Genomic DNA, 19,663 nt, shown 5'->3' on the forward strand with positions numbered 1-19,663 from the left:
GAAAGCGAGGCAACGATGTCCGTGGCCGACACCACCCACACCGGACCGCTCGGCCTGTGGCGGGGCACCGCCACCCACGACGAGCACACCGACGAGTTCGCGCTGTCGTTCGCGGCGGACGGCACGGTCTCCCTCACCACCCCGTTCAGCACGGGCGAGGGCACCTGGACCGCGACCGGCGCGCGCTCGTTCAGCTACACCATCAGGGAAGTGTTCAACGACCGGAGCGTGATGCCCGGGTGGATCGCCATCAACGTCGACGCGACCCACTTCGAAGGCACCTACACCGGTTCCGGCCTGTGCTACGTACACGCGCCGGACGGCACGGTCGTCGGCTCGACCTTCGCCCACGTCACGGGGCACCGACAGAACCCCCCTGAGTCCGACCCGTCATGAGCACCCGCAGCTCCCGGGCGAAATCCCGGTGCTCCCGCGCACCGGCGTCGTCGCCGGTGCGCTGACGGGCGTCGGCGATGCCCTCCAGCGCCTGGGCGAGTTCCGACCGCCCGCCGATCCGCTGCGCGAGTCGGCGGGCCTGCAGGTGGTGCCCCTCCCCCAGCGTGTATTCGCCGAGCCGGCGGTGGACGAGACCGAGGATGTTGTGCACGGTCGCGGCGAGGGCCGGACGGCTCAGCGTCCGCAGCCGGTCCAGCGCCGCGTGGCCGTACCTCAGGGCCTCCTCGTACTGGCCCCGGCGAGCGTGGACGTCCGCGTACTGGGCGAGGATCGACACCTCCCCGTTCGAGGTGCCGATCCGCTCGGCGAGACTCGTGGCCCGGGCGAGGTGGTCCAGGGCGGCATCGAAGTCCCCCAGCCGTGCGCAGGAGCCGGCCTCCCCGGTGAGACCGACGATCTCTCCGTAGGGGTCACCGATCTCCCGGCTGTTGGCGATCACCAGCCGGCTGGTCCGGCGGGCCTCCTCGTGGTCCCCGAGTCCCGTCTGGGCGACGCCCAGCGAGGTGAGGACGGCTCCGACCTCCCGCAGGCTGCCCGTTTGGCTGAATACGATCAGTGCCCGGTGGAGGTTCCTCATCGCCTCCTGGTATTCGCCCAGGGTGTTGCGGAACATCCCGATGCGGCTGTGGCAGAAGGCGATGCCCAGCCGGTCGCCGCTGCTCTCCGCGAGGGCCAGGGCGGTCTGGGCGCATTCCAGGCCCTCCTGGATCCGCCCCAGGTGCCAGTAAGGGATCGCGAGGTTGGTCAGGGCGACTCCTTCCAGTCCCGGATCCCCGATGCGCCGCGCCGCGGCCACCGCCCTGCGCAGGACGACGAGTTGGTCGTTGATGTGCCCGCGCTGGTGCAGGTAGTACGCGAACACGCGCGGCAGGTGCGCCACGTGCAGGTCCAGGCCGGTTTCCTCGGCGAGGACGAGGACGGCCAGCAGGTTCTGGTGTTCCTCGTCGAACCAGGCGAGTGCGGCGTCCACGTCGGCCAGGGCCGGCATGGCGGCCGGCGGGTTGGCCACGCTCACCGGCAGGCGTTCCCGGCCGGGCTGCACCAGCATTCCGGCCTTCTCCGCGGTGGACAGGTAGTAGTCCAGGAGCCTGTGGCGGGCCGGCTCGGCGCCGCCTGTGTCCTGGTCGGCCTGGTTGCGGGCCAACGAGCGGACGAGTTCGTGGAAGGTGAACCTGCCGGGTTTGCGCTGCATCAACAGGCGGGCGTCCAGGAGGTCCTCCAGCAGGCGCCGGGTGGTCGACAGGGGCAGATCGCCCAGAGCCGCGGCCGTGCAGGCGTCGAAGTCGGAACCGGGGTGGACACCCAGCAGCCGGAACAGGCGCTGGTGCAGGAGGGACATCGTCGCGCAGGACATCTCCAGGACAGCTCGCACGCTGCGGTGGTCCGCGACCAGCTCGCCCAGCCTGGCGTCCTCGTCGCGCAGGCGGTCGACCATCGACGCGATCGCCCACTGGGGGCGGTTGCGGAGCCGGGCGGCCACGATCCGCAGCGCGAGCGGGAGACGGGCGCACAGTCCGATCAGTTCGGTGACGGCCTCGGGCTCGCGCTCCACCCGGTCCGCGCCGATGACGTTGGCCAGCATCAGGCTCGCGTCGGTGGGAGTCGGCAGGCCGAGCATCATCGGCACGGCCCCGTCCAGACCGAGCAGGGGCGACCGGCTGGTGACCAGGACCAGTGACCCGGTGCAGCTGGGTATGAGGGGGCGGACCTGCTGGGAGGTCACCGCGTTGTCCAGGAGCAGCAGCAGTCGACGGCCGGCGGTCATCCCCCGCCACAGGCTCTCCCGATCCGCCAGCTCTTCGGGCAGCTGTTCGTCGGGGACTCCGATGGCTCGCAGGAGCGTGCCGAGCGCCGTGCTCGGTTCGAGTGGCTCGCAGCCCGGCGTGAAGCCGTGCAGGTCGACGAAGATCTGGCCGTCCGGGTGGTGTCGGGCCAGGCGATGGGCCACGTGGACCGCGAGCGTGCTCTTGCCGGTGCCACCCATGCCGTCGATGGTGATGACCGTGACGCCCTGTGTCCGCCGCTCGTCCGCCTGGGCCAGCAGCCAGTCGATCTCGGCCTCGCGGCCGGTGAAATCGGGCAGGTCGTGCGGGAGGGACCTGGGCACGGTCAGCGGTGGGGAAGCCGCCGGGCGTGGTGTCGGGGCGGGCTCCGGGGGCTGTTCGTTGTGCAGATCCGGGGCGCTGCGCAGGATCTGCTGGTAGCGCTCGTTGACCTCGCTGCTGGGGTCGATGCCGAGCTGGTCGGCGAGCCGTGCCCGCAGGACGTGATAGGCACGCAGCGCGTCAGCCTGCCGGCCCACCCGATAGAGGGCGACCATCAGCTGGGCGGTGAGTGATTCCCGGAAGGGATGCTCGGTGACCAGGGCACGGAGCTCACCGACGACGTCATGGGCACCCCCCTGTTCCAGGCGGAGCGCGAGCAGCTTTTCGCGAGCGCTGAGGTGCCGGTCCTCGATGACGGTGGCGGCCGCGCGCAGGACCGGGCTGCGGCTTTCCGGCAGCACCCGTCCGCGAAACAGCCTCAGCGCCGTCTCCAGGGCCGCCGTGCGGGTGGTCGCGTCCTCGCTGTCGCGGGCTTCGGTGAGCGCCCGCTCGAAACGGGTCAGGTCGAGTTGGTCCTCCGCCAGCACGATCCGGTAGCCGGGCCCGTCGGTGAGCAGGAGCTCATGCCCTCCCGGGATCCGCGAGCGCAGGTCGGCGATGACCTTGCGTACCTGGTGCTCGGCGGTGACGGGCGGGATCCGCTCCCAGGAGGCCTCTACCAGCCGTGGCAGAGGCACGACATGGTTGGCCTCCAACAGCAGTGCGCCGAGCACTCCGTGCGACTTGGGACCTCCCAGACGGATTCGTTCATCATCATGCCAAACCTCCAGCGTGCCCAGGATTTTGAAGTGGACAGCGCTCCCCCGCGGAGCCTCCATGATCGAAATATTAGACGTCCAGGTCCCCGTGCCTTCGGTCAATTCCGGCCAACATCGGTCTCTTCCCACTGGTCAACGATGCGTTTGCAGACCGTTTCCGGCAGATGAAGGACCGGGGAGACAACCCCCGCCCGACGGAAGCCACTTGACAAGCGGGACGGCTGCCAAGACGATCTCCTCATCGTCAGTGCAGTGTGCCCGCCGACCGAGGCGCACGTTCCCGACGCATCGAGCAAGGCCTACCGCGGGCGCTTCCCGGCGGGGCCTTGCTTTTTCGTTTCCGGCGGTCACCTTCCTGCCGCTCCGCGTCGCCCACTGCACGCCATCGCACTCGTACGAACCACACAAGGAGTACCCCCATGCGGCTGACTGTCTTCGGAGCCTCCGGCGGCACCGGACACGAGCTGGTGCGACAGGGGCTGGCGGCCGGTTACCAGGTGACCGCCGTGGTCCGCGACCCTGCGCGCATCGCGTCCGTCGAGGCCCACCCGGCGCTCACGGTGTTCACCGCGGAGCTCACCGATCCCCAGGCCCTGCGGCCCGCTGTCCGCGACGCCGACCTGGTGATCTCCGCGCTCGGGGTGCGCAGCAACGAGGAGGCGGGCGTGGTCGCTCCCGCCACCGCGGCCGTCCTCGCATCGATCGGCCCGGCCCCCGTACGCCGCTTCCTGGCGATCAGCGCGTCCCCCGTGGTTCCGCCGGCCGGTGAGGAGGAGTTCTACCTCCCCATCCAGAACGACCTCAAGGCGCTCTACGCGGACCTGACGGACATGGAGGGGCGCATCCGCGAGGAGAGCCCCGTCGCCTGGACGGTGGTCCGCCCGCCACAGCTGATCGACGAGCCCCTCACCGGCACCTACCGGACGGTGTTCGGCGGTTCCGCACCGCGCGGCATGAGCATCTCCCGTGCCGACCTCGCGCACGCGCTGCTGACCCTCGCGGACAACGAGCGGGCGGCCCGGCAGGTCGTCGGCGTCGCCTACTGACGCGCCCTCGCATCATCACTGACCCTCCGCCGGCCTCACGGGCACACCGCCCGTGAGGCCGGCGTTCTCATACAGGAGCCGAGGCCCGGTCATGTCACGACAGGTTGTGTTCCTCCTGCCCGGCCAGGGCTCGCAGTTCCCCGGCATGGGGTGCGAGCTGTACGGCGCGGAGTCGGTGTTCACCGAGACCATGGACACGTTCTTCGAGCTCCAGGGCGACGCGGGCGCGAGCCTGCGCGAGGACTGGATGAACTCGGCCGCCGACCACTTCGACGACGGGGCGCGCGCCCAACCGCTCCTGTTCGCCCTCGGCTACGCCGTGGCCCGCTCCCTGATGGCTCGAGGCGTCCGGCCGGCAGCCCTGATCGGTCACAGCGTCGGCGAGTTGGCCGCCGCGACGCTGGCCGGTGTATACGACCTGCCGGCCGCGGCACGGTTCCTGGCCGCCCGGTCGGCCTCGCTCGACCTCGCCCCGCCCGGCGGGCTGCTCGGCGTGGCGGGGACGGTCGAGGAGACCCGCGCGCACCTCGCACCCGAGTGGGAGCGGGCCGGGCTGGTCGTCGGCGCCATCAACGCTCCCCGGCAGACCGTGCTCGCCGGCCCGGAGGACGAACTGCGGGCCGCCGAACGGGCGCTGCGCGCCGCCGGTCTGGCCGCCCGCCGGGCGCGGGCCTCCGAACCGTGGCACTCGCCGGTGATGGGCCCCGCGGCCGACCGCTTCGAGGAGGCGGTGGCCCGGGAGACCCGGATGCCGCCGCGGATCGCCCTCCACTCCTCGGCCGTCGGCCGCCCGCCCACGCCCGGGGAGATCGCCGATCCGGCCTTCTGGGCGCGGCAGATGGCCCAGCCGGTGCTGTTCTGGCCCGCGCTGTCGGCCTTGCTGGACGACGGTGCGCACCTGCTGGTCGAGGTCGGCCCGGGCAACGTGCTGGGCGCGGCGGCCCGCAGCCATCCGGCCCTCCGGGACGGGCGCAGCGAGGTGCTCTCGCTGCTGCCGGCGCGCAAGGGCCCCGGCAAGGGCTTTCAAGCCGGTCTGGAGCGCCTTGAACAACTGCGTGCCACTCGGCCCGTCACCGCTGTCTGACCACCCTGAAGCGATAAGGAGAAACGGATGGAGCCCAAGCCCGAGCCCGGTCTCGACGCGGAGGTCATCGTCGTCGGAGCGGGGCCGGCGGGACTGACGCTCGCCGGCGAGCTGCGGCTGGCCGGCGTCGACGTCACGATCGTCGAGAAGCTCCCCGAGCCCACGGGCCAGTCCCGGGGTCTGGGGTTTACCGCCCGCACCATGGAGGTCTTCGACCAGCGGGGCCTGTTGTCACGGTTCGGGGAGATCGAGACCAGCTCCCATGGCCATTTCGGCGGTCTGCCCCTCGACTTCGGTGTCGTCGAGGGTGCGCACTACGGAGCCAAGAACGTGCCGCAGGCCCGCACCGAGGCGATGCTCGCAGGCTGGGCGGACGACCTGGGCGTGAAGGTCCTCCGCGGCTGGGAGGTCACCGGGCTGGTGCAGTCCGAGGACCGGGTCGACGTCACGGTGCGCGACACCGCCGACGGCGGGGAGCGGGTCCTGAGCTCCCGGTACCTGGTCGGTTGTGACGGCGGCCGCAGCTCGGTCCGCAAGCTCGCCGACTTCGACTTCCCCGGCACCGCCTCCACCATGGAGATGTTCCTGGCCGATGTCCGGGGCGTGACCCTGCGCCCCCGCATGATCGGTGAGACGGTGGCCAACGGCATGGTCATGTCCGGTGACATCGGTGAGGGCATCACCCGGATCATCGTGTGCGAGCGCGGTACCCCTCCCAAGCGGCGCACCGAGGCGCCCGCCTGGGCCGAGGTGGCGGCGGCGTGGCAACGGCTGGTCGGCGAGGACATCCAGGACGCCGAGCCCGTGTGGGTCAGCGCCTTCGGGGACGCGACCCGGCAGGTGACCGAGTACCGGCGCGGCCGGGTGCTGCTGGCCGGCGACGCCGCGCACATTCACCTGCCGGCCGGCGGCCAGGGCATGAACACCAGCATCCAGGACGCGGCCAACCTGGGCTGGAAGCTGGCGGCCGAGGTGCGCGGATGGGCGCCGCCCGGTCTGCTCGACTCGTACCACGACGAGCGGCATCCGGTGGGGGTGCGGCTGCTGATGAACACCCGGGCCCAGGGCCTGCTCTTCCTCAGCGGCAGCGAGATGCAGCCCCTGCGGGACGTCATCACCGAGCTGATGCGCTACCGGGAGGTGGCCGCACACCTGGTCGGCATGGTCAGCGGGCTGGAGATCCGCTACGACGTCGGCGGCGAGACGGCGGACCCCGTCACCGGGCTGCGGCTGCCCGACCACCGGCTGGTGGGGGTGCACGGCACCACCAGCGCCTTCGAGCTGCTGCACACCGGCAAGGGGCTGCTTCTGGACTACGCCGACGACGCCGCGCCGCGCGAGGCGGTCAGCGGGTACGCCGATCGCCTGACGGTGTGCACCGGAAAGCCGGACGGGCTCTTCGAGGGCCACCCGCTCGGCGGCGTCGGGGCGGTGCTGGTGCGCCCCGACGGACACGTGGCGTGGGCCGGCCGCGGATCGGCCGGTCTGGCCGAGGCGCTCACACGCTGGTTCGGCGCCCCCGCCACCGCCTGACCGCCTGGACGGCGGCGCCCACAGGTGCGGCGAGCGCCGCATCTTCCCGATCCGGCGGAACGAACCCAGGAGCCAAGATGATGAACCCCATCGCAACCGACGCCGTGAAGTCGGCGGAGGCACGTGTCGGTGCGCTCGTCGACCGTGCGGAGCTGTCGGCGCTGATCGACACGTACGCGACCGGCCTGGACGTCGGCAGCTTCGACGAGGCGTGGGCGCAATCGCTGTTCACCGAGGACGTCGACCTCCACTACCCGGTCGGCAGCCATCGCGGGCACGCCGGGCTGCTGTCGTTCACCCGCGAGATCATGGACCGCTGGCAGCGGACCCAGCACCTGACGGCCGGTCACCGCATCACGGTGCAAGGCGACCGGGCGGAACTCGACTGGAACCTGCTGGCCGTGCACGTCCACCCAGGGGACGACCCGGCGCGGGCCGGACTGGAACCGTTCCGGATCGGCGGCCGGTTCGAGGCCGAGGCGATCCGCACCCCGCAGGGCTGGCGGTTCGCCCGCATGTCCCTGCAGATCATCTGGACCTCCGGCAGCCCGGCCACCGGCGTGCCGGCCTCGGCCGTCGTGCCGCCCACCCCTGAGAACCGTTGAGGGAGACCGCCATGACCAACGCGCAGGAACACCAGAAGAACGTCGTGCACCGCCTCTTCATGGAGGGGCTCAACAAGGGCGACCTCGACGTGGCCGACGAGCTGATGACCCCGGACTTCGTCAACCACGGCAGCATGGACGACTCGCTGAGGGGGCCCGAGGCGTTCAAGACGACCATCCGCCGGCAGCGGGGCGCCTTCTCCGACATCCGTTACGAGATCCTCGACACGCTCTCCGAGGGAGACCGGGTCGCCATCCGCTGGGTGATGCACGGGGTCCACACCGGCGAGTTCCTCGGCGTCCCGGCCACCCACCGCACGGTCGAACACCACGCGATGATCTTCTTCCGGTTCGAGGGCGGCAAGCTCGCCGAACGGTGGGGCATCGTCGACAACTTCGCCCTGCTGCGCGTCCTCAAGGCCCGCTGATCCAAAGGGCCCGCCGCCGCGCGAGCCCTCCCGGCTTCACCCGTACGCCGGCTGACCCCCTGTCACCTTTCGCAGTCCGTTTCCCTGAAGGAGTCCCCATGTCCGGACGTCTTACCGGCAAGACCGCACTCGTCACCGGCTCCAGCCGCGGCATCGGCCGTGGCATCGCCGAGCGGCTGGCCCACGACGGCGCTCTCGTCGCCGTCCACTACACCGCCAACCGCGAGGGCGCGGAGCAGGTGGTCAAGGGCATCGAGGCCGACGGCGGCCGCGCGTTCGCCGTCCAGGCCGAACTCGGTGTGGCCGGTGACATCGACGTGCTGTTCGAGGCGCTCACCGCCGGGCTGGACGAGCACGCGGGCGGGACACGCCTCGACATCCTCGTCAACAACGCCGGCATCATGGGCGGTGTCGAGCCGGAGGCCGTCACCCCCGACCAGTTCGACCGCCTCTTCGCCGTGAACGCCAAGGCGCCGTTCTTCCTCATCCAGCGGGCGCTGGAGATCATCCCCGACGGCGGCCGCATCGTGAACATCTCCTCCGGTCTCACCCGGTTCGCCAACCCGCAGGAGACCGCGTACGCCATGACCAAGGGCGCGGTCGAAATGCTCGCTCTGCACTTCGCCAAGCACCTGGGCCCGCGCCGCATCACCATCAACAGCGTGGCCCCCGGCATCACGCGCAACTCCAACCCGCTGTTCGACATCCCCGAGGCCCTCGAGCAGCTGTCCGCGCTGTCCACCTTCAACCGGGTCGGCGAGCCGGCCGACGTCGCCGACGTCGTGGCGTTCCTCGCCTCCGACGACGCGCGGTGGGTCACCGGCTCCTTCGTGGACGCCTCCGGCGGCACCCTCCTCGGCTGATCGGCCCGATGGGACCAAGGACTCCCGGGGCCGCGAACGCCGCCCCGGGCACCGGCTCCGCGCGGCTGTGGGCACTGCTGTGCGTGCTTGCGGGGAACATGCTCATCGACGCGCTCGAGGTCTCCACCGCCGTGGTGGCCCTCCCGGCCGTCGCAGAGCACTTCGCTCTCCCGATCACCTCCGCCCACGGCCTGATGACGGCGTTCGCCCTCGGGTTCGGCGGGCTGATGCTGTTCGGCCTGCGGATGGTGGCCGTGCTGGGGCGGCGCCGGGTCTACCTGTGGGCGCTGGTGGTCTTCCTCCTCGCCTCGGTGGCCGGCGGACTGACCGACTCGCCCGAGCTGCTGATGGCCACCCGGTTCGTGAAGGGCTTCTGTGCCGCCCTGACGGCGCCGACGGGACTGGCCATCATCGCGGGCGCGTTCCCGGAGGGCGCCGCCCGCAACAGGGCCTTTTCCCTGTACACCCTGTTCGGGGCCTGCGGCTTCACCGGCGGGCTCCTCGTGGGGGGCGCGGCCACCGAGATCAGTTGGCGCCTTGTGTTCCTGCTCCCGGCCGCGGCCGTACTGGTGCTGTTCGTGTTCGGGCTGCGGCTGATCCCCCCGGACGACGGGCCCACCGGCGCCTCGCCTCCCGTGCCGGGCGGACGGCGCCGGCTGGGCGTCGGGGCCGCGCTGGCCTGCTGTGGCGCGCTGTCGGCGTTCTCCTACGGCATCGTCTCGCTGTCGTACGGGCGGGAGCGTGCCGTCGTGGGCCTGCTCGGCGTTGCCGCGGGCTTCGTCCTGCTGGCGGTCTTGCGGCGTCGGGACTCCCGGGCGGCCGAACCGATTGTCGTGCCGGCGGTGTCCGGTCACCGGCCGCTGCGCCGGGCGGCTCTGTCCGCGGCCGCGCTCAACGGCTCGTACCTGGGGCTGTTGCTCGTCCTCACCCTGCGCCTGCAGACGGTGCAGCACCTGTCGCCCCTGCAGGCGGCGCTCGCCCTGGCTCCGGCCAGTGCCCCCCTTGCGGTCACCGCCCTGTTCTCGGGCCGGCTGATCGCCCGGTTCGGCACGGCCCGGCTGATCGCCGTGGGCACACCCGCACCGCTGGCCGGCTACCTGCTGGTGCTGTGGACGGACGCCTCGACGGGGTACCTCGCCGGCACGCTACCCGTACTGCTCCTGGTCGCGGCCGGGTTCGTCCTGGCCTTCGGGGCCTTGAACGCGCAGGCGATGGACGGCCTGCCCACCGCGCACCGGGGTGCCGCCGGCGGGCTGTACCAGGCCGCCGTCCAGACCGGGGCGGTGCTGTCCCTGTCGGCCGTGGCCGCGCTGCTGGCCGCCTTCCGCCCCCGTGGGGCGGCCTCGGCCGCCGCGGTGGTGGCCGCCCAGCGGCCGGCGCTGGCGGTGGTGGCGCTGATCGGCGCGGTGGGTGTGGCGGCCGCTCTCGCCCCCCGGGCCGCACGGCCCCGCCGGCTTGCGCGGGGCACGTCCGCGCGCAGGAACGTCCCGACCCGCTGACGCCCGACCTCACGCCGGATCCCCGGCCGATCACTCGAAACGGAGAACCAACCCATGCGGGTCCTCATCGCGGTCATGCCGCTGTCCTCCCACCTCTACCCCAGCATCCCGCTGGCCTGGGCCCTGCAGAACGCGGGGCACGAGGTCCGGATCGCCAGCAACGCGAGCATGGGCGAGTACATCACCCGGGCCGGCCTGACGGCCGTCTCCACGGGTGAGGAGCCCGACTTCGTGTCCGCGGAGCAGATCACACAGGAGCGGATCGGGGCCATCACCGAGGCCCTGGGCCTCGACGAGAGGGAAGGCATGCTGTGGGGTGCCGTACGGCACTACGTGCTGTCGGCCTTCGGCCGGTACTACGCCGGCGATCCGCTCAACGCGGGCCTGCAGGCGATGGCCGACCGCCTGGTGGACTTCGCACGCTCCTGGAAGCCCGACCTGGTGATCTGGGACCCGGCCTGTCTGCCGGCTCCGATCGCGGCCCGGCTGAGCGGGGCGGCCTCGGCCCGGCTGCTGTGGGGACAGGACTACTTCGCCTGGCTTCGGTCCAAGCTGGTGGCCAGGCTCGCCGACGGCAGTGCCGGACTCGGACAGGACCCGCTGGTCACCGCGATGACCCCGATGCTCCAGCGGTTCGGGCTGACGTTCGACGAGGAGATGCTGCTCGGTCAGTGGACCATCGACCCGCTGCCGGCCCCCATGCACCTGCCCGCCGACCCCACCTACGTCCCCATGCGCTGGATCCCCTACAACGGCGGGGCCGAGCTGCCCGCCTGGCTGGAGGAGCCGCCGGCGCGTCACCGCGTCGCCCTGTCGCTGGGTCTGACCACCCACCGGCTGTTCAAGAACATCGACGTGCCGCTGTCGGAGATCGTCGGCATGGCGGGCGAGATGGACATCGAGCTGGTCGCGACACTGGACCCGGCCCAGGCGGCTGCGCTGGGACGGGTACCCGACAACGTGCGCGTGGTCGACTACGTGCCCCTCAACCTGCTGCTGCGCACCTGTTCGGCGATCATCCACCACGGCGGCTACGGCACGTTCATGGCCGCGGCCTCGCACGGCGTGCCGCAGCTGATCGCCATGGAGGAGGGCGGGGACGCGCTGGCGACCTCGGCGCAGATCGAGCACCGGGGGGCGGGGATCGCGATGCGGCCCGAGGACTTCTCCATCGCGTCGATGCGCAAGCACCTCCAGCGGATCCTCGACGAGCCGTCCTTCCGGACCGGCGCCGCGGTCCTCAACGGCGACCTGCAGGCTTCCCCCTCTCCGGCGGAGGTCGTGCCCGTGCTGGAACGCCTCACCGCCCAGTACCGGTCCGCCTGACCACTCCCCCAGCGCCGGCACCGCGTCCGCGCGCGTCTCCTTTGGAGCCTCACATGATCAACGTTTTCCAGCCCACCCTCGGCGAGGAGGAACTGGCCGCGCTCCGGGACGTCTTCGCCGGCAACTGGCTGGGGCACGGGCCGCGGACCAAGGCGTTCGAGGAGGCCTTCGCCGGTCACCTCGGGGTGCGGCCCGAACAACTGCTGTTCATCAACTCGGCGACCGCCGGACTGTTCCTGAGCACGCAGCTGGCCGGTCTGGGACCGGGCGACGACGTCGTCCTGCCGTCGGCCTCGTTCGTCTCCGCCGCCAACGCGATCGCCTCCACCGGTGCCCGGCCGGTGTTCTGCGACGTCGACCCGCGGACGCTGAACCCGTCCGTCGACGACATCCGCCAGGCATGGACCCCCCGTACCAGGGCCGTGGTGATCCTCCACTACGGCGGGTACCCCGGGCAGGCCCGGGAGATCGCCGACCTGTGCCGGGAGCGTGGTGCCCTGCTGATCGAGGACGCCGCCTGCGCGGTGGCTTCCCGGGCGGACGGCCAGGCCTGCGGCACCTTCGGCGATCTCGCCGTATGGAGCTTCGACTCGATGAAGGTCCTGGTCACCGGGGACGGCGGGATGCTGTACGTCAGGGATCCGGAACTGGCCGCGCAGGCCCGGCGGCTGGCCTACCACGGCCTGGAGCGCCCCAGCTCGTTCGGCGCCGCGAAGGTCTCCCACCGCTGGTGGGAGATGCAGGTCCGGGAGCACGGCCAACGGGTCCTCGGCAACGACATGACCGCCGCCCTGGGACTGGTCCAGCTGGGCAGACTCCCGGAGTTCGTGGCGACCCGGCGCCGGCACGCCGAGCAGTACGACCGGCTGCTGGCCGACGTGCGGGGGCTGCGGCTGCCGCCGAAGCTGCCCGAGGGCCACGAGACCTCGTACTACTTCTACTGGGTGCAGGTGGATCCGGCCCTGAGGGACCGGCTCGCCGCCGAGCTGCTGGAACTGGGGATCTACACCACCTTCCGCTATCCGCCGCTGCACCGGGTGCCCGTCTACCGGTCCGACCACCTGCGGCTTCCCGCCACCGACGAGGCGAGCGAGGCGACGCTGCTGCTCCCGCTGCACCACGGCCTGACCTCCCAGGACGTGGAGAGCGTCGCCACCGCCGTGCGTAAAGTCCTCCAGCAACTGACCGACTCCGCAGACGGTGCCGGGGCGGACGGCGGGCAGCCGGCGGCCACGGCCTGATCGCCCGGACAGGTAAGGCCATGCTGATCGAAGAGACGGCGATCGACGGCGTGCTGGTGCTGTCGCCCCGCCCCCACACGGACGGCCGAGGCTCCTTCCACGAGGTCATGCGGTCCTCGGAGGTGGAACGGGCGACCGGCCGTCCCTTCACGCCCCGGCAGATCAACTTCTCGGTGTCGCGGGCCAACACCCTGCGCGGCATCCACGGCACGACCGTGCCGCCGGGCCAGGTCAAGTACGTGACCTGTGTCCGCGGGGCGCTGCGGGACGTCGTGGTCGACCTGAGGGTGGGCTCCCCCACCTTCGGCCGGAGCCTGAGCAACCTGCTCGACCCGGTGAACGGGCGGTGCGTGTACATCCCCGACGGGGTGGGACACGGCTTTCTCAGCCTCACCGACGACACCTGCATCTGCTACGTGCTGTCGGAGGAGTTCGTTCCCGGAACACAGATCGACATCAACCCGATGGATCCCGACCTGGCCATCGCCTGGGGTCACACCCGACCACCAGTCATCTCGGACAAGGACGCCGGGGCCATCGGCGTACGCGCCGCCCTGGCAGCCGGGCTGCTGCCGGCCTGGAGCCAGAGGCTCCCGCACGCCCCCGTTCGTCCCTGACTCCCGTGACCCCACCGCATCCCTGCCCCCGGGGGCAGGCATCGCCGTGAGGAGAAGCCTCCAATGAAGGCACTCGTACTGTCGGGCGGATCCGGAACCCGCCTTCGGCCGTTCAGTCATTCCATGCCCAAGCAACTCATTCCCATCGCCAACAAGCCCGTCCTGGAGTACGTGCTGGAGAACATCCAGGACATCGGGGTCCGCCACGTCGGAATCATCACCGGCGACCGGATCGAGCACATCGGCGCAGCCGTCGGCGACGGCTCCCGCTTCGGCCTCGACGTCACCTTGCTGCGGCAGGACGCGCCGCGCGGCCTGGCGGACGCCGTCCGCGTCGCCCGGGACTTCCTCGGCGACGACGATTTCGTGATGTACCTGGGGGACAACATGCTGCTTCCGGGGATCGAGGACGCGGCGGCGGGCTTTCGCGCACAGCGGCCCGACGCCCAGGTCCTCGTCCACAAGGTGCCCGATCCGCGGGCGTTCGGTGTCGTCGAGCTGGCTTCGGACGGGTCGGTGGCGCGGCTCGTGGAGAAGCCCCGCGAACCGCGCAGCGACCTGGCCCTGATCGGCGTGTACTTCTTCACGCCCGCCATCCACGACGCGATCGCGGCGATCGGGCCGAGTGCCCGCGGCGAGCTGGAGATCACCGATGCCATCCAGGAACTGCTGGTCCGCGGGGCCTTGGTGAAGGCCGTCGAGTACGACGGCTACTGGAAGGACACCGGGGAGGTGGGCGACGTGCTGGAGTGCAACCGCAAGGTCCTCGACGGCCTGCGCGGTCGTGTGGAGGGCCATGTGGACGAGCACAGCCGGCTGTCGGGTGACGTGGTGATCGAGGCGGGTGCCCGCGTGGTCCGGTCCCGGATCACCGGCCCGGCCGTCATCGGTGCCGGCACCGTGATCCAGGACAGCCAGATCTCGGCGTACACCTCGGTCGGGGCCGGCTGCGTGCTGTCCGAGGCCGGTCTGGGCGACTCCATCGTGCTGGACGGGGCCCGGTTGAGCGGGGTGCGGGGCATCGCCGATTCGCTGATCGGGCGGTCGGCGACGGTGGCCGCGGCGCCGGTGAGCGCCGCGGGTCACCGCATCGTCATCGGCGACCACGCGGGCGTGGAGGTGGCGGCATGAGGATCCTGGTGACCGGAGCGGCCGGGTTCATCGGCTCGCACTTCGTCCGCAATCTGCTGGCCGACGCCTACGCGGGCTGGGAGGGCGCGTCGGTGACCGCCCTGGACGCGCTCACCTACGCCGGCAACCGCGAGAACATCCCCTCGAGCCACCCCAGGCTGGAGTTCGTCCACGGCGACGTGTGCGAACGTGAGGTGCTGCTCGACGTCCTTCCCGGGCACGACGCCGTGGTGCACTTCGCCGCGGAGTCGCACGTGGACCGTTCGGTGCTGTCCGGCGACGAGTTCATCCGTACCAATGTGGGCGGCACCCAGACGCTGCTCGACGCCTGCCTGCGTACCGGTGTCGAACGCGTCGTCCACGTCTCCACCGACGAGGTCTACGGCACCATCGCGGAAGGCTCGTGGACCGAGACCTGGCCGCTGCTGCCGAACTCGCCCTATGCCGCGTCCAAGGCCGCGTCGGACCTGCTGGCACGGTCCTATTGGCGGACCCACGGACTGGACCTGTCGATCACCCGTTGCTCCAACAACTTCGGCAGCCACCAGCACCCCGAGAAGCTGGTGCCGCTGTTCATCACCAACCTGTTGGAGGGGCTGGCGCTGCCGCTGTACGGGGACGGTCTCAATGTCCGCGAGTGGCTGCACGTGGACGACCACTGCCGGGCCATCCACCTGGTCCTCAACCACGGCGCCGCGGGCGACATCTACAACGTGGGCGGCGGCAACGAACGCACCAACCTCGAGGTCACCAGCCTGCTGCTCGAGCTGTGCGGTGCCGACGCCGGCGCGATCACGTACGTGGCGGACCGCAAGGGCCACGACGTCCGCTACTCCCTGGACGACACGAAGATCCGGGAGCAGTTGGGGTACGCCCCGCGGATCGGTTTCGAGGAGGGCATGGCCGCGACCGTGGACTGGTACCGGGAGAACCCCGGCTGGTGGAAGGCGTCCAAGTACCGCTCGGAGGGGCGTCGATGACGCTCGCCGTTCCCGCCAGGCCGACACCCCCCACCCCTACGACGAAGGGCAGCTGATGAGCGAGTACCGGGACGCGATCTTGGACGCGGTCCGCAAGTACCACCGGGAGTCCGTGCCCGAGAGGGCCTTCGAGCCGGGGGTCACGGAGATCTGGCCCTCGGGCGCCGTGCTGGACGAGGACGACCGGGTGGCGCTGGTGGAGGCGGCCCTGGACCTGCGCATCGCCGCGGGGCCCAGTTCCCGCCGGTTCGAGTCCTCGTTCGCCCGCCGTCTCAAGCGGCGCAAGGCGCACCTGGTCAACTCCGGTTCCTCGGCCAATCTGCTGGCGGTCTCCGCGCTGACCTCGCACCTGTTGGAGGACCGCAGGCTGCGGCCGGGCGACGAGGTGGTGACGGTCGCCGCGGGGTTTCCCACCACGGTCAACCCGATCCTGCAGAACGGTCTCGTCCCGGTCTTCACGGACGTCGAGCTCGGTACGTACAACACGACGGCGCAGCGGGTGGCCGAGGCCATCGGTCCCCGGACCAGGGCCATCATGATCGCCCACGCGCTCGGCAACCCGTTCGAGGTCGAGGAGATCGCCGCGCTCGCGGAGGAGCGGGGCCTGTTCCTGATCGAGGACAACTGCGACGCGGTCGGTTCCCTCTACCGCGGCCGGCTCACCGGCACCTTCGGTGATCTGTCCACGGTGAGCTTCTACCCGGCGCACCATCTCACCATGGGCGAGGGCGGTTGCGTCCTGACCTCGAACCTGGCGCTCGCCCGGATCGTGGAGTCCCTGCGGGACTGGGGTCGGGACTGCTGGTGCGAGCCGGGCGAGAACAACCGCTGCCTCAAGCGGTTCGACTACCAGATGGGCACCCTGCCGGCGGGGTACGACCACAAGTACATCTTCTCCCATGTGGGTTACAACCTGAAGGCGACGGATCTCCAGGCCGCGCTCGGGCTGACCCAGCTGGCCCGGCTGGAGGAGTTCATCGAGGCGCGGCGCCGCAACTGGCGGCACCTGCGGGACGGCCTGGACGGTGTCCCGCACCTGATCCTTCCCCGGGCGACCAAGGGCTCGGACCCGAGCTGGTTCGGGTTCGCTCTCACCGTTCAGCCGGACGCCCCGTACACAAGGGCCGCGCTCGTGGACTTCCTGGAGTCGCGTGGCATCGGCACCCGGCGGCTGTTCGCCGGGAACCTCACCCGCCACCCCGCGTACATCGGTACCGAGCACCGTGTGTCGGGGGACCTCACCAACAGCGACATCGTCACCGAGCACACGTTCTGGATCGGGGTCTACCCGGGGCTGGATGGCGACATGCTGGACTACGTGGTCGCGTCGGTGAGGGAGTTCGTCGCCGCCCATACCCGGACCGCCGTCTGAGCGCTCCGCCCGGCCCGCACCCGGCCCGCCCGTCGCGCTCATACCCGGATCGCCGTCTGAGTGCTGCGCCCGGCCCGCACCCGGCCCGCCCCTCCCCCGTACTCCCCGTCTCCCTGCCCCTGATGGGGACTCCAGGAGCCTTCATGACCTCTCAGCTGCATTCCCTCACCCTGCTCGGCCCGCGACGGGACGACGGTCTGGCGGACCGGATCGCCCGGTCCGCCGCCGCACCGGTGTCCCCCGCAGACCTCGACCGGATCACCCGCTGGCTGGAAGGCCGCAGGGACGCCCACGACTTCCGCGTCGAGCGGATACCGCTGGACGCCCTGGAGGGATGGGGCTTCACCGAGCCCTCAGGGAACCTCGTGCACGACAGTGGGCGCTTTTTCAGTGTCGAGGGCCTGCACGTCACCGTCTCAGACGGCCGTCGGGTGGTGCAGGAATGGCACCAACCGATCATCCGGCAGCCCGAGGTCGGCATCCTCGGCATCCTCGCCAAGGAGTTCGACGGGGTCCTGCACTTCCTGATGCAGGCGAAGATGGAGCCGGGCAACCGGAATCTGCTCCAGCTGTCCCCCACGGTACAAGCCACCCGCAGCAACTACACCAAGGTGCACCGGGGCGCGGACGTGCGCTACCTGGAGTACTTCACCCCCAGCGGGCGCAGCCGGGTGGTCGCCGACGTCCTGCAGTCGGAACACGGCTCCTGGTTCTACCGCAAGAGCAACCGGAACGTGATCGTGGAGGCCTTGGGCGAGGTTGCCGAGCACGAGGACTTCCTCTGGCTGACCCTGGCCGAGCTGCACGCGCTGCTGCGGCTGGACAACATCGTCAACATGGACGCGCGGACCGTCCTTGCCTGCATGCCGGTGTCGTCGCCCGGGCCGGTGGCCCTGCACTCCGACGCCGAGGTGCTGTCCTGGTTCAGTGGGGAGCGCAGCCGCTGGGACGTCTCGGCCCGGCTCGCTCCCCTCGACGCGACGCCTTCGTGGCGGCGTTCGGTGTGGTCGATCGAGCACGAACGGCAGGCTTTCTTCCGGGTCGTGGGGGTCTCGGTGGAGGCCGGCAGCCGCGAGGTGAGCCGCTGGACCCAGCCGCTGTTCGAGCCGGTGGGGCTGGGGGTCACCGCCTTCCTGGCCCGCAGGATCGAAGGGGTCCTGCACGTCCTGGTTCATGCCCGGGTCGAGGGCGGCTTCCTCGACACCGTGGAACTGGGCCCGACCGTGCAGTGCGTGCCGGGCAACCACGGCCCTGAGGCGGAGGACCGGTGGCCGCCGTACCTGGATGCGGTGCTCGGCGCGCCGCGGTCGAGGATCCTCTACGAGGGCGTGCATTCCGAGGAGGGGGGCCGGTTCCTGAACGCGGAGAGCCGGTACCTCGTGGTCCTCGCCGAGAACGACGAGAGTCCGTCGGATCCGCCGGCGGGCTACCGGTGGGTGACTCCCGACCAGCTGTCCGCGCTGGTGGGCCACGGCCACTACCTCAATGTCCAGGCCCGGACCCTGCTGGTCTGTCTGCGGGCGGCCGGACAGGACACGGCGTGATCCCGGCCGGCCGGCCCCTGCGGGTCGGCGTGCTCGGCTGCGCGGACATCGCCAGGCGGCGGGTGCTGCCGGCCCTGGCGGCGCTGGAGGAAACCGAGCTGACCGCGGTCGCCAGCCGGAGCATCGAGCGGGCCCGCGCGCTCGCGGGCGCGTTCGGGGCCGCGCCGGTGAGCGGGTACGCGGCTCTCCTCGCACGCGAGGACGTGGACGCCGTGTACGTGCCGGTGCCCGCGGCCCTGCACGCCACCTGGGTGTCGGCGGCGCTCGACGCGGGCAAGCACGTGCTCGCCGAGAAGCCGCTGACCATCCGCGGCGGGCAGACCGCCGAGCTGATCGGGCGGGCTCGGGACCGGGGGCTGGTGCTGATGGAGAACGTGATGTTCGTCCACCACACCCAGCACGAGGCCGTGCGGCGACTGGTGGAGCGCGGGGCGATCGGCCGGCTCCGTGCCCTGCGCGCGGTCTTCGCGGTGCCCGAGCGGCCCGCCGGGGACATCCGCTACGACCCCGCACTGGGCGGCGGAGCCCTGTGGGACGTGGGCGTGTACCCGCTGCGGGCCGCGCTCCATCTGCTGGGCCCCGAACTGTCGGTGGCCGGCGCGGTCCTCAGCCGGGGTCGGGGCCGGAACGTGGACACCTCGGGGTCGGTGCTGCTGCGCCGTGCGGACGGTGTGACGGCCCAGCTGCTGTTCGGGATGGAACACGCCTACGGGTCCGAGTACGAGTTGTGGGGCAGCGAGGGCCGGCTGTGGCTGGACCGGGCGTTCACCCCGGCGGCCGACCACGAGCCCGTGGTGCGGATCCAGCGGGGCTCGGTCGTGGAGGAGGTCGTCCTGCCCGCCGAGGACCAGGTGGCCACGACCCTGCGGGCCTGGGTCGCCGCCGTCCGCGAGCAACGGCCCGCCGATCCGCTGACGCTGCGCCAGGCGCGGCTGCTGGACGAGGTACGACACGCTGCCGGAATGTCCACCGGGGTGTCCCACGACACTTGACCCCAACCGCCCTCGAGGTCCTGGTGTCGTGATCGCTCGGCAGCGGGCGTGCTGCCCCCTCCCGGACGCGCCCTTCCCGATCA

16 protein-coding genes and 1 pseudogene are annotated in these 19,663 nt (G+C 71.4%); 16 read left to right on the plus strand and 1 reads right to left on the minus strand.

What is annotated here, in order from left to right; translation table 11 throughout:
- The first annotated feature begins 15 nt into the window (after window positions 1-15).
- Entirely contained in the window at window positions 16-396 is a 381-nt protein-coding gene (locus tag ACF09C_RS00130; RefSeq protein ID WP_392086873.1) for a dehydrogenase, read from the plus strand.
- Here ACF09C_RS00130 and ACF09C_RS00135 read toward each other — a convergent pair.
- Window positions 353-3,238, minus strand: a complete 2,886-nt coding sequence (locus tag ACF09C_RS00135; RefSeq protein ID WP_392086876.1) for a BTAD domain-containing putative transcriptional regulator — start codon at window positions 3,236-3,238, stop codon at window positions 353-355. The genes ACF09C_RS00130 and ACF09C_RS00135 overlap by 44 nt on opposite strands.
- A 500-nt stretch (window positions 3,239-3,738) precedes the next feature.
- On the opposite strand from ACF09C_RS00135, the gene ACF09C_RS00140 reads away from it, so the two are divergent.
- From ACF09C_RS00140 to ACF09C_RS00210, 15 genes and pseudogenes are all read left to right on the plus strand, one after another.
- Window positions 3,739-4,365 carry an NAD(P)-dependent oxidoreductase gene (locus ACF09C_RS00140; protein WP_392086878.1) on the plus strand — a complete coding sequence of 209 codons (627 nt, stop codon included), beginning with the start codon at window positions 3,739-3,741 and terminating at the stop codon, window positions 4,363-4,365.
- Window positions 4,366-4,456: 91 nt separating this feature from the next.
- Window positions 4,457-5,449, plus strand: a complete 993-nt coding sequence (locus ACF09C_RS00145; protein ID WP_392086880.1) for an acyltransferase domain-containing protein — start codon at window positions 4,457-4,459, stop codon at window positions 5,447-5,449.
- Window positions 5,450-5,476: 27 nt separating this feature from the next.
- On the plus strand, window positions 5,477-6,982 hold the full coding sequence (locus tag ACF09C_RS00150; protein ID WP_392086882.1) for an FAD-dependent monooxygenase: 1,506 nt from the start codon (window positions 5,477-5,479) through the stop codon (window positions 6,980-6,982).
- Window positions 6,983-7,062: 80 nt separating this feature from the next.
- Window positions 7,063-7,587 (plus strand): nuclear transport factor 2 family protein, encoded by a 525-nt coding sequence (locus tag ACF09C_RS00155; RefSeq protein WP_392086885.1) that lies wholly within the window; start codon window positions 7,063-7,065, stop codon window positions 7,585-7,587.
- Window positions 7,588-7,598: 11 nt separating this feature from the next.
- Window positions 7,599-8,015: an ester cyclase gene (locus ACF09C_RS00160; protein ID WP_392086888.1), complete on the plus strand. Its 417-nt coding sequence runs from the start codon at window positions 7,599-7,601 to the stop codon at window positions 8,013-8,015.
- Window positions 8,016-8,119: 104 nt separating this feature from the next.
- A pseudogene (locus ACF09C_RS00165) lies at window positions 8,120-8,878 on the plus strand (SDR family oxidoreductase); the annotation flags it as partial.
- A gap of 8 nt (window positions 8,879-8,886) precedes the next feature.
- Complete coding sequence (locus ACF09C_RS00170) at window positions 8,887-10,377, plus strand: MFS transporter (protein ID WP_392086890.1); 1,491 nt, start codon at window positions 8,887-8,889, stop codon at window positions 10,375-10,377.
- Window positions 10,378-10,431: 54 nt separating this feature from the next.
- Window positions 10,432-11,703, plus strand: coding sequence for an activator-dependent family glycosyltransferase (locus tag ACF09C_RS00175; RefSeq protein WP_392086892.1), 1,272 nt, complete (start codon window positions 10,432-10,434; stop codon window positions 11,701-11,703).
- Between the two features lie 53 nt (window positions 11,704-11,756).
- The gene (locus ACF09C_RS00180) at window positions 11,757-12,944 is read left to right on the plus strand and encodes a DegT/DnrJ/EryC1/StrS family aminotransferase (RefSeq protein ID WP_392086895.1); all 1,188 of its coding nucleotides are present in this window, start codon (window positions 11,757-11,759) and stop codon (window positions 12,942-12,944) included.
- A 20-nt stretch (window positions 12,945-12,964) separates the two neighbouring features.
- On the plus strand, window positions 12,965-13,561 hold the full coding sequence (locus ACF09C_RS00185) for a dTDP-4-dehydrorhamnose 3,5-epimerase family protein (RefSeq protein ID WP_392086898.1): 597 nt from the start codon (window positions 12,965-12,967) through the stop codon (window positions 13,559-13,561).
- A gap of 63 nt (window positions 13,562-13,624) precedes the next feature.
- Complete coding sequence (locus tag ACF09C_RS00190) at window positions 13,625-14,692, plus strand: glucose-1-phosphate thymidylyltransferase (protein WP_392086900.1); 1,068 nt, start codon at window positions 13,625-13,627, stop codon at window positions 14,690-14,692.
- On the plus strand, window positions 14,689-15,672 hold the full coding sequence (gene rfbB, locus ACF09C_RS00195; protein ID WP_392086903.1) for a dTDP-glucose 4,6-dehydratase: 984 nt from the start codon (window positions 14,689-14,691) through the stop codon (window positions 15,670-15,672). The genes ACF09C_RS00190 and rfbB overlap by 4 nt, the downstream gene beginning before the upstream one ends.
- Window positions 15,673-15,727: 55 nt before the next feature.
- On the plus strand, window positions 15,728-17,044 hold the full coding sequence (rfbH, locus tag ACF09C_RS00200; protein WP_392086905.1) for a lipopolysaccharide biosynthesis protein RfbH: 1,317 nt from the start codon (window positions 15,728-15,730) through the stop codon (window positions 17,042-17,044).
- Between the two features lie 143 nt (window positions 17,045-17,187).
- The gene (locus ACF09C_RS00205) at window positions 17,188-18,588 is read left to right on the plus strand and encodes an NDP-hexose 2,3-dehydratase family protein (RefSeq protein ID WP_392086908.1); all 1,401 of its coding nucleotides are present in this window, start codon (window positions 17,188-17,190) and stop codon (window positions 18,586-18,588) included.
- On the plus strand, window positions 18,585-19,580 hold the full coding sequence (locus ACF09C_RS00210; RefSeq protein ID WP_392086910.1) for a Gfo/Idh/MocA family protein: 996 nt from the start codon (window positions 18,585-18,587) through the stop codon (window positions 19,578-19,580). Before ACF09C_RS00205 ends, ACF09C_RS00210 begins: the two co-directional genes overlap by 4 nt.
- Window positions 19,581-19,663: the final 83 nt, after the last annotated feature.

The organism is Streptomyces sp. NPDC014870, from assembly GCF_043081505.1.
Lineage (GTDB): Bacteria > Actinomycetota > Actinomycetes > Streptomycetales > Streptomycetaceae > Streptomyces.

Excerpts from the sequence above, each read along its gene's own strand:
- ACF09C_RS00205 (WP_392086908.1), top strand. The coding sequence starts at position 17,188 with ATGACCTCTCAGCTGCATTCCCTCACCCTGCTCGGCCCGCGACGGGAC.
- ACF09C_RS00180 (WP_392086895.1), top strand. The coding sequence starts at position 11,757 with ATGATCAACGTTTTCCAGCCCACCCTCGGCGAGGAGGAACTGGCCGCG.
- ACF09C_RS00175 (WP_392086892.1), top strand. The coding sequence starts at position 10,432 with ATGCGGGTCCTCATCGCGGTCATGCCGCTGTCCTCCCACCTCTACCCC.
- ACF09C_RS00155 (WP_392086885.1), top strand. The coding sequence starts at position 7,063 with ATGAACCCCATCGCAACCGACGCCGTGAAGTCGGCGGAGGCACGTGTC.
- rfbB (WP_392086903.1), top strand. The coding sequence starts at position 14,689 with ATGAGGATCCTGGTGACCGGAGCGGCCGGGTTCATCGGCTCGCACTTC.
- ACF09C_RS00140 (WP_392086878.1), top strand. The coding sequence starts at position 3,739 with ATGCGGCTGACTGTCTTCGGAGCCTCCGGCGGCACCGGACACGAGCTG.
- ACF09C_RS00190 (WP_392086900.1), top strand. The coding sequence starts at position 13,625 with ATGAAGGCACTCGTACTGTCGGGCGGATCCGGAACCCGCCTTCGGCCG.
- ACF09C_RS00150 (WP_392086882.1), top strand. The coding sequence starts at position 5,477 with ATGGAGCCCAAGCCCGAGCCCGGTCTCGACGCGGAGGTCATCGTCGTC.
- ACF09C_RS00145 (WP_392086880.1), top strand. The coding sequence starts at position 4,457 with ATGTCACGACAGGTTGTGTTCCTCCTGCCCGGCCAGGGCTCGCAGTTC.
- ACF09C_RS00160 (WP_392086888.1), top strand. The coding sequence starts at position 7,599 with ATGACCAACGCGCAGGAACACCAGAAGAACGTCGTGCACCGCCTCTTC.
- rfbH (WP_392086905.1), top strand. The coding sequence starts at position 15,728 with ATGAGCGAGTACCGGGACGCGATCTTGGACGCGGTCCGCAAGTACCAC.
- ACF09C_RS00185 (WP_392086898.1), top strand. The coding sequence starts at position 12,965 with ATGCTGATCGAAGAGACGGCGATCGACGGCGTGCTGGTGCTGTCGCCC.
- ACF09C_RS00170 (WP_392086890.1), top strand. The coding sequence starts at position 8,887 with ATGGGACCAAGGACTCCCGGGGCCGCGAACGCCGCCCCGGGCACCGGC.
- ACF09C_RS00130 (WP_392086873.1), top strand. The coding sequence starts at position 16 with ATGTCCGTGGCCGACACCACCCACACCGGACCGCTCGGCCTGTGGCGG.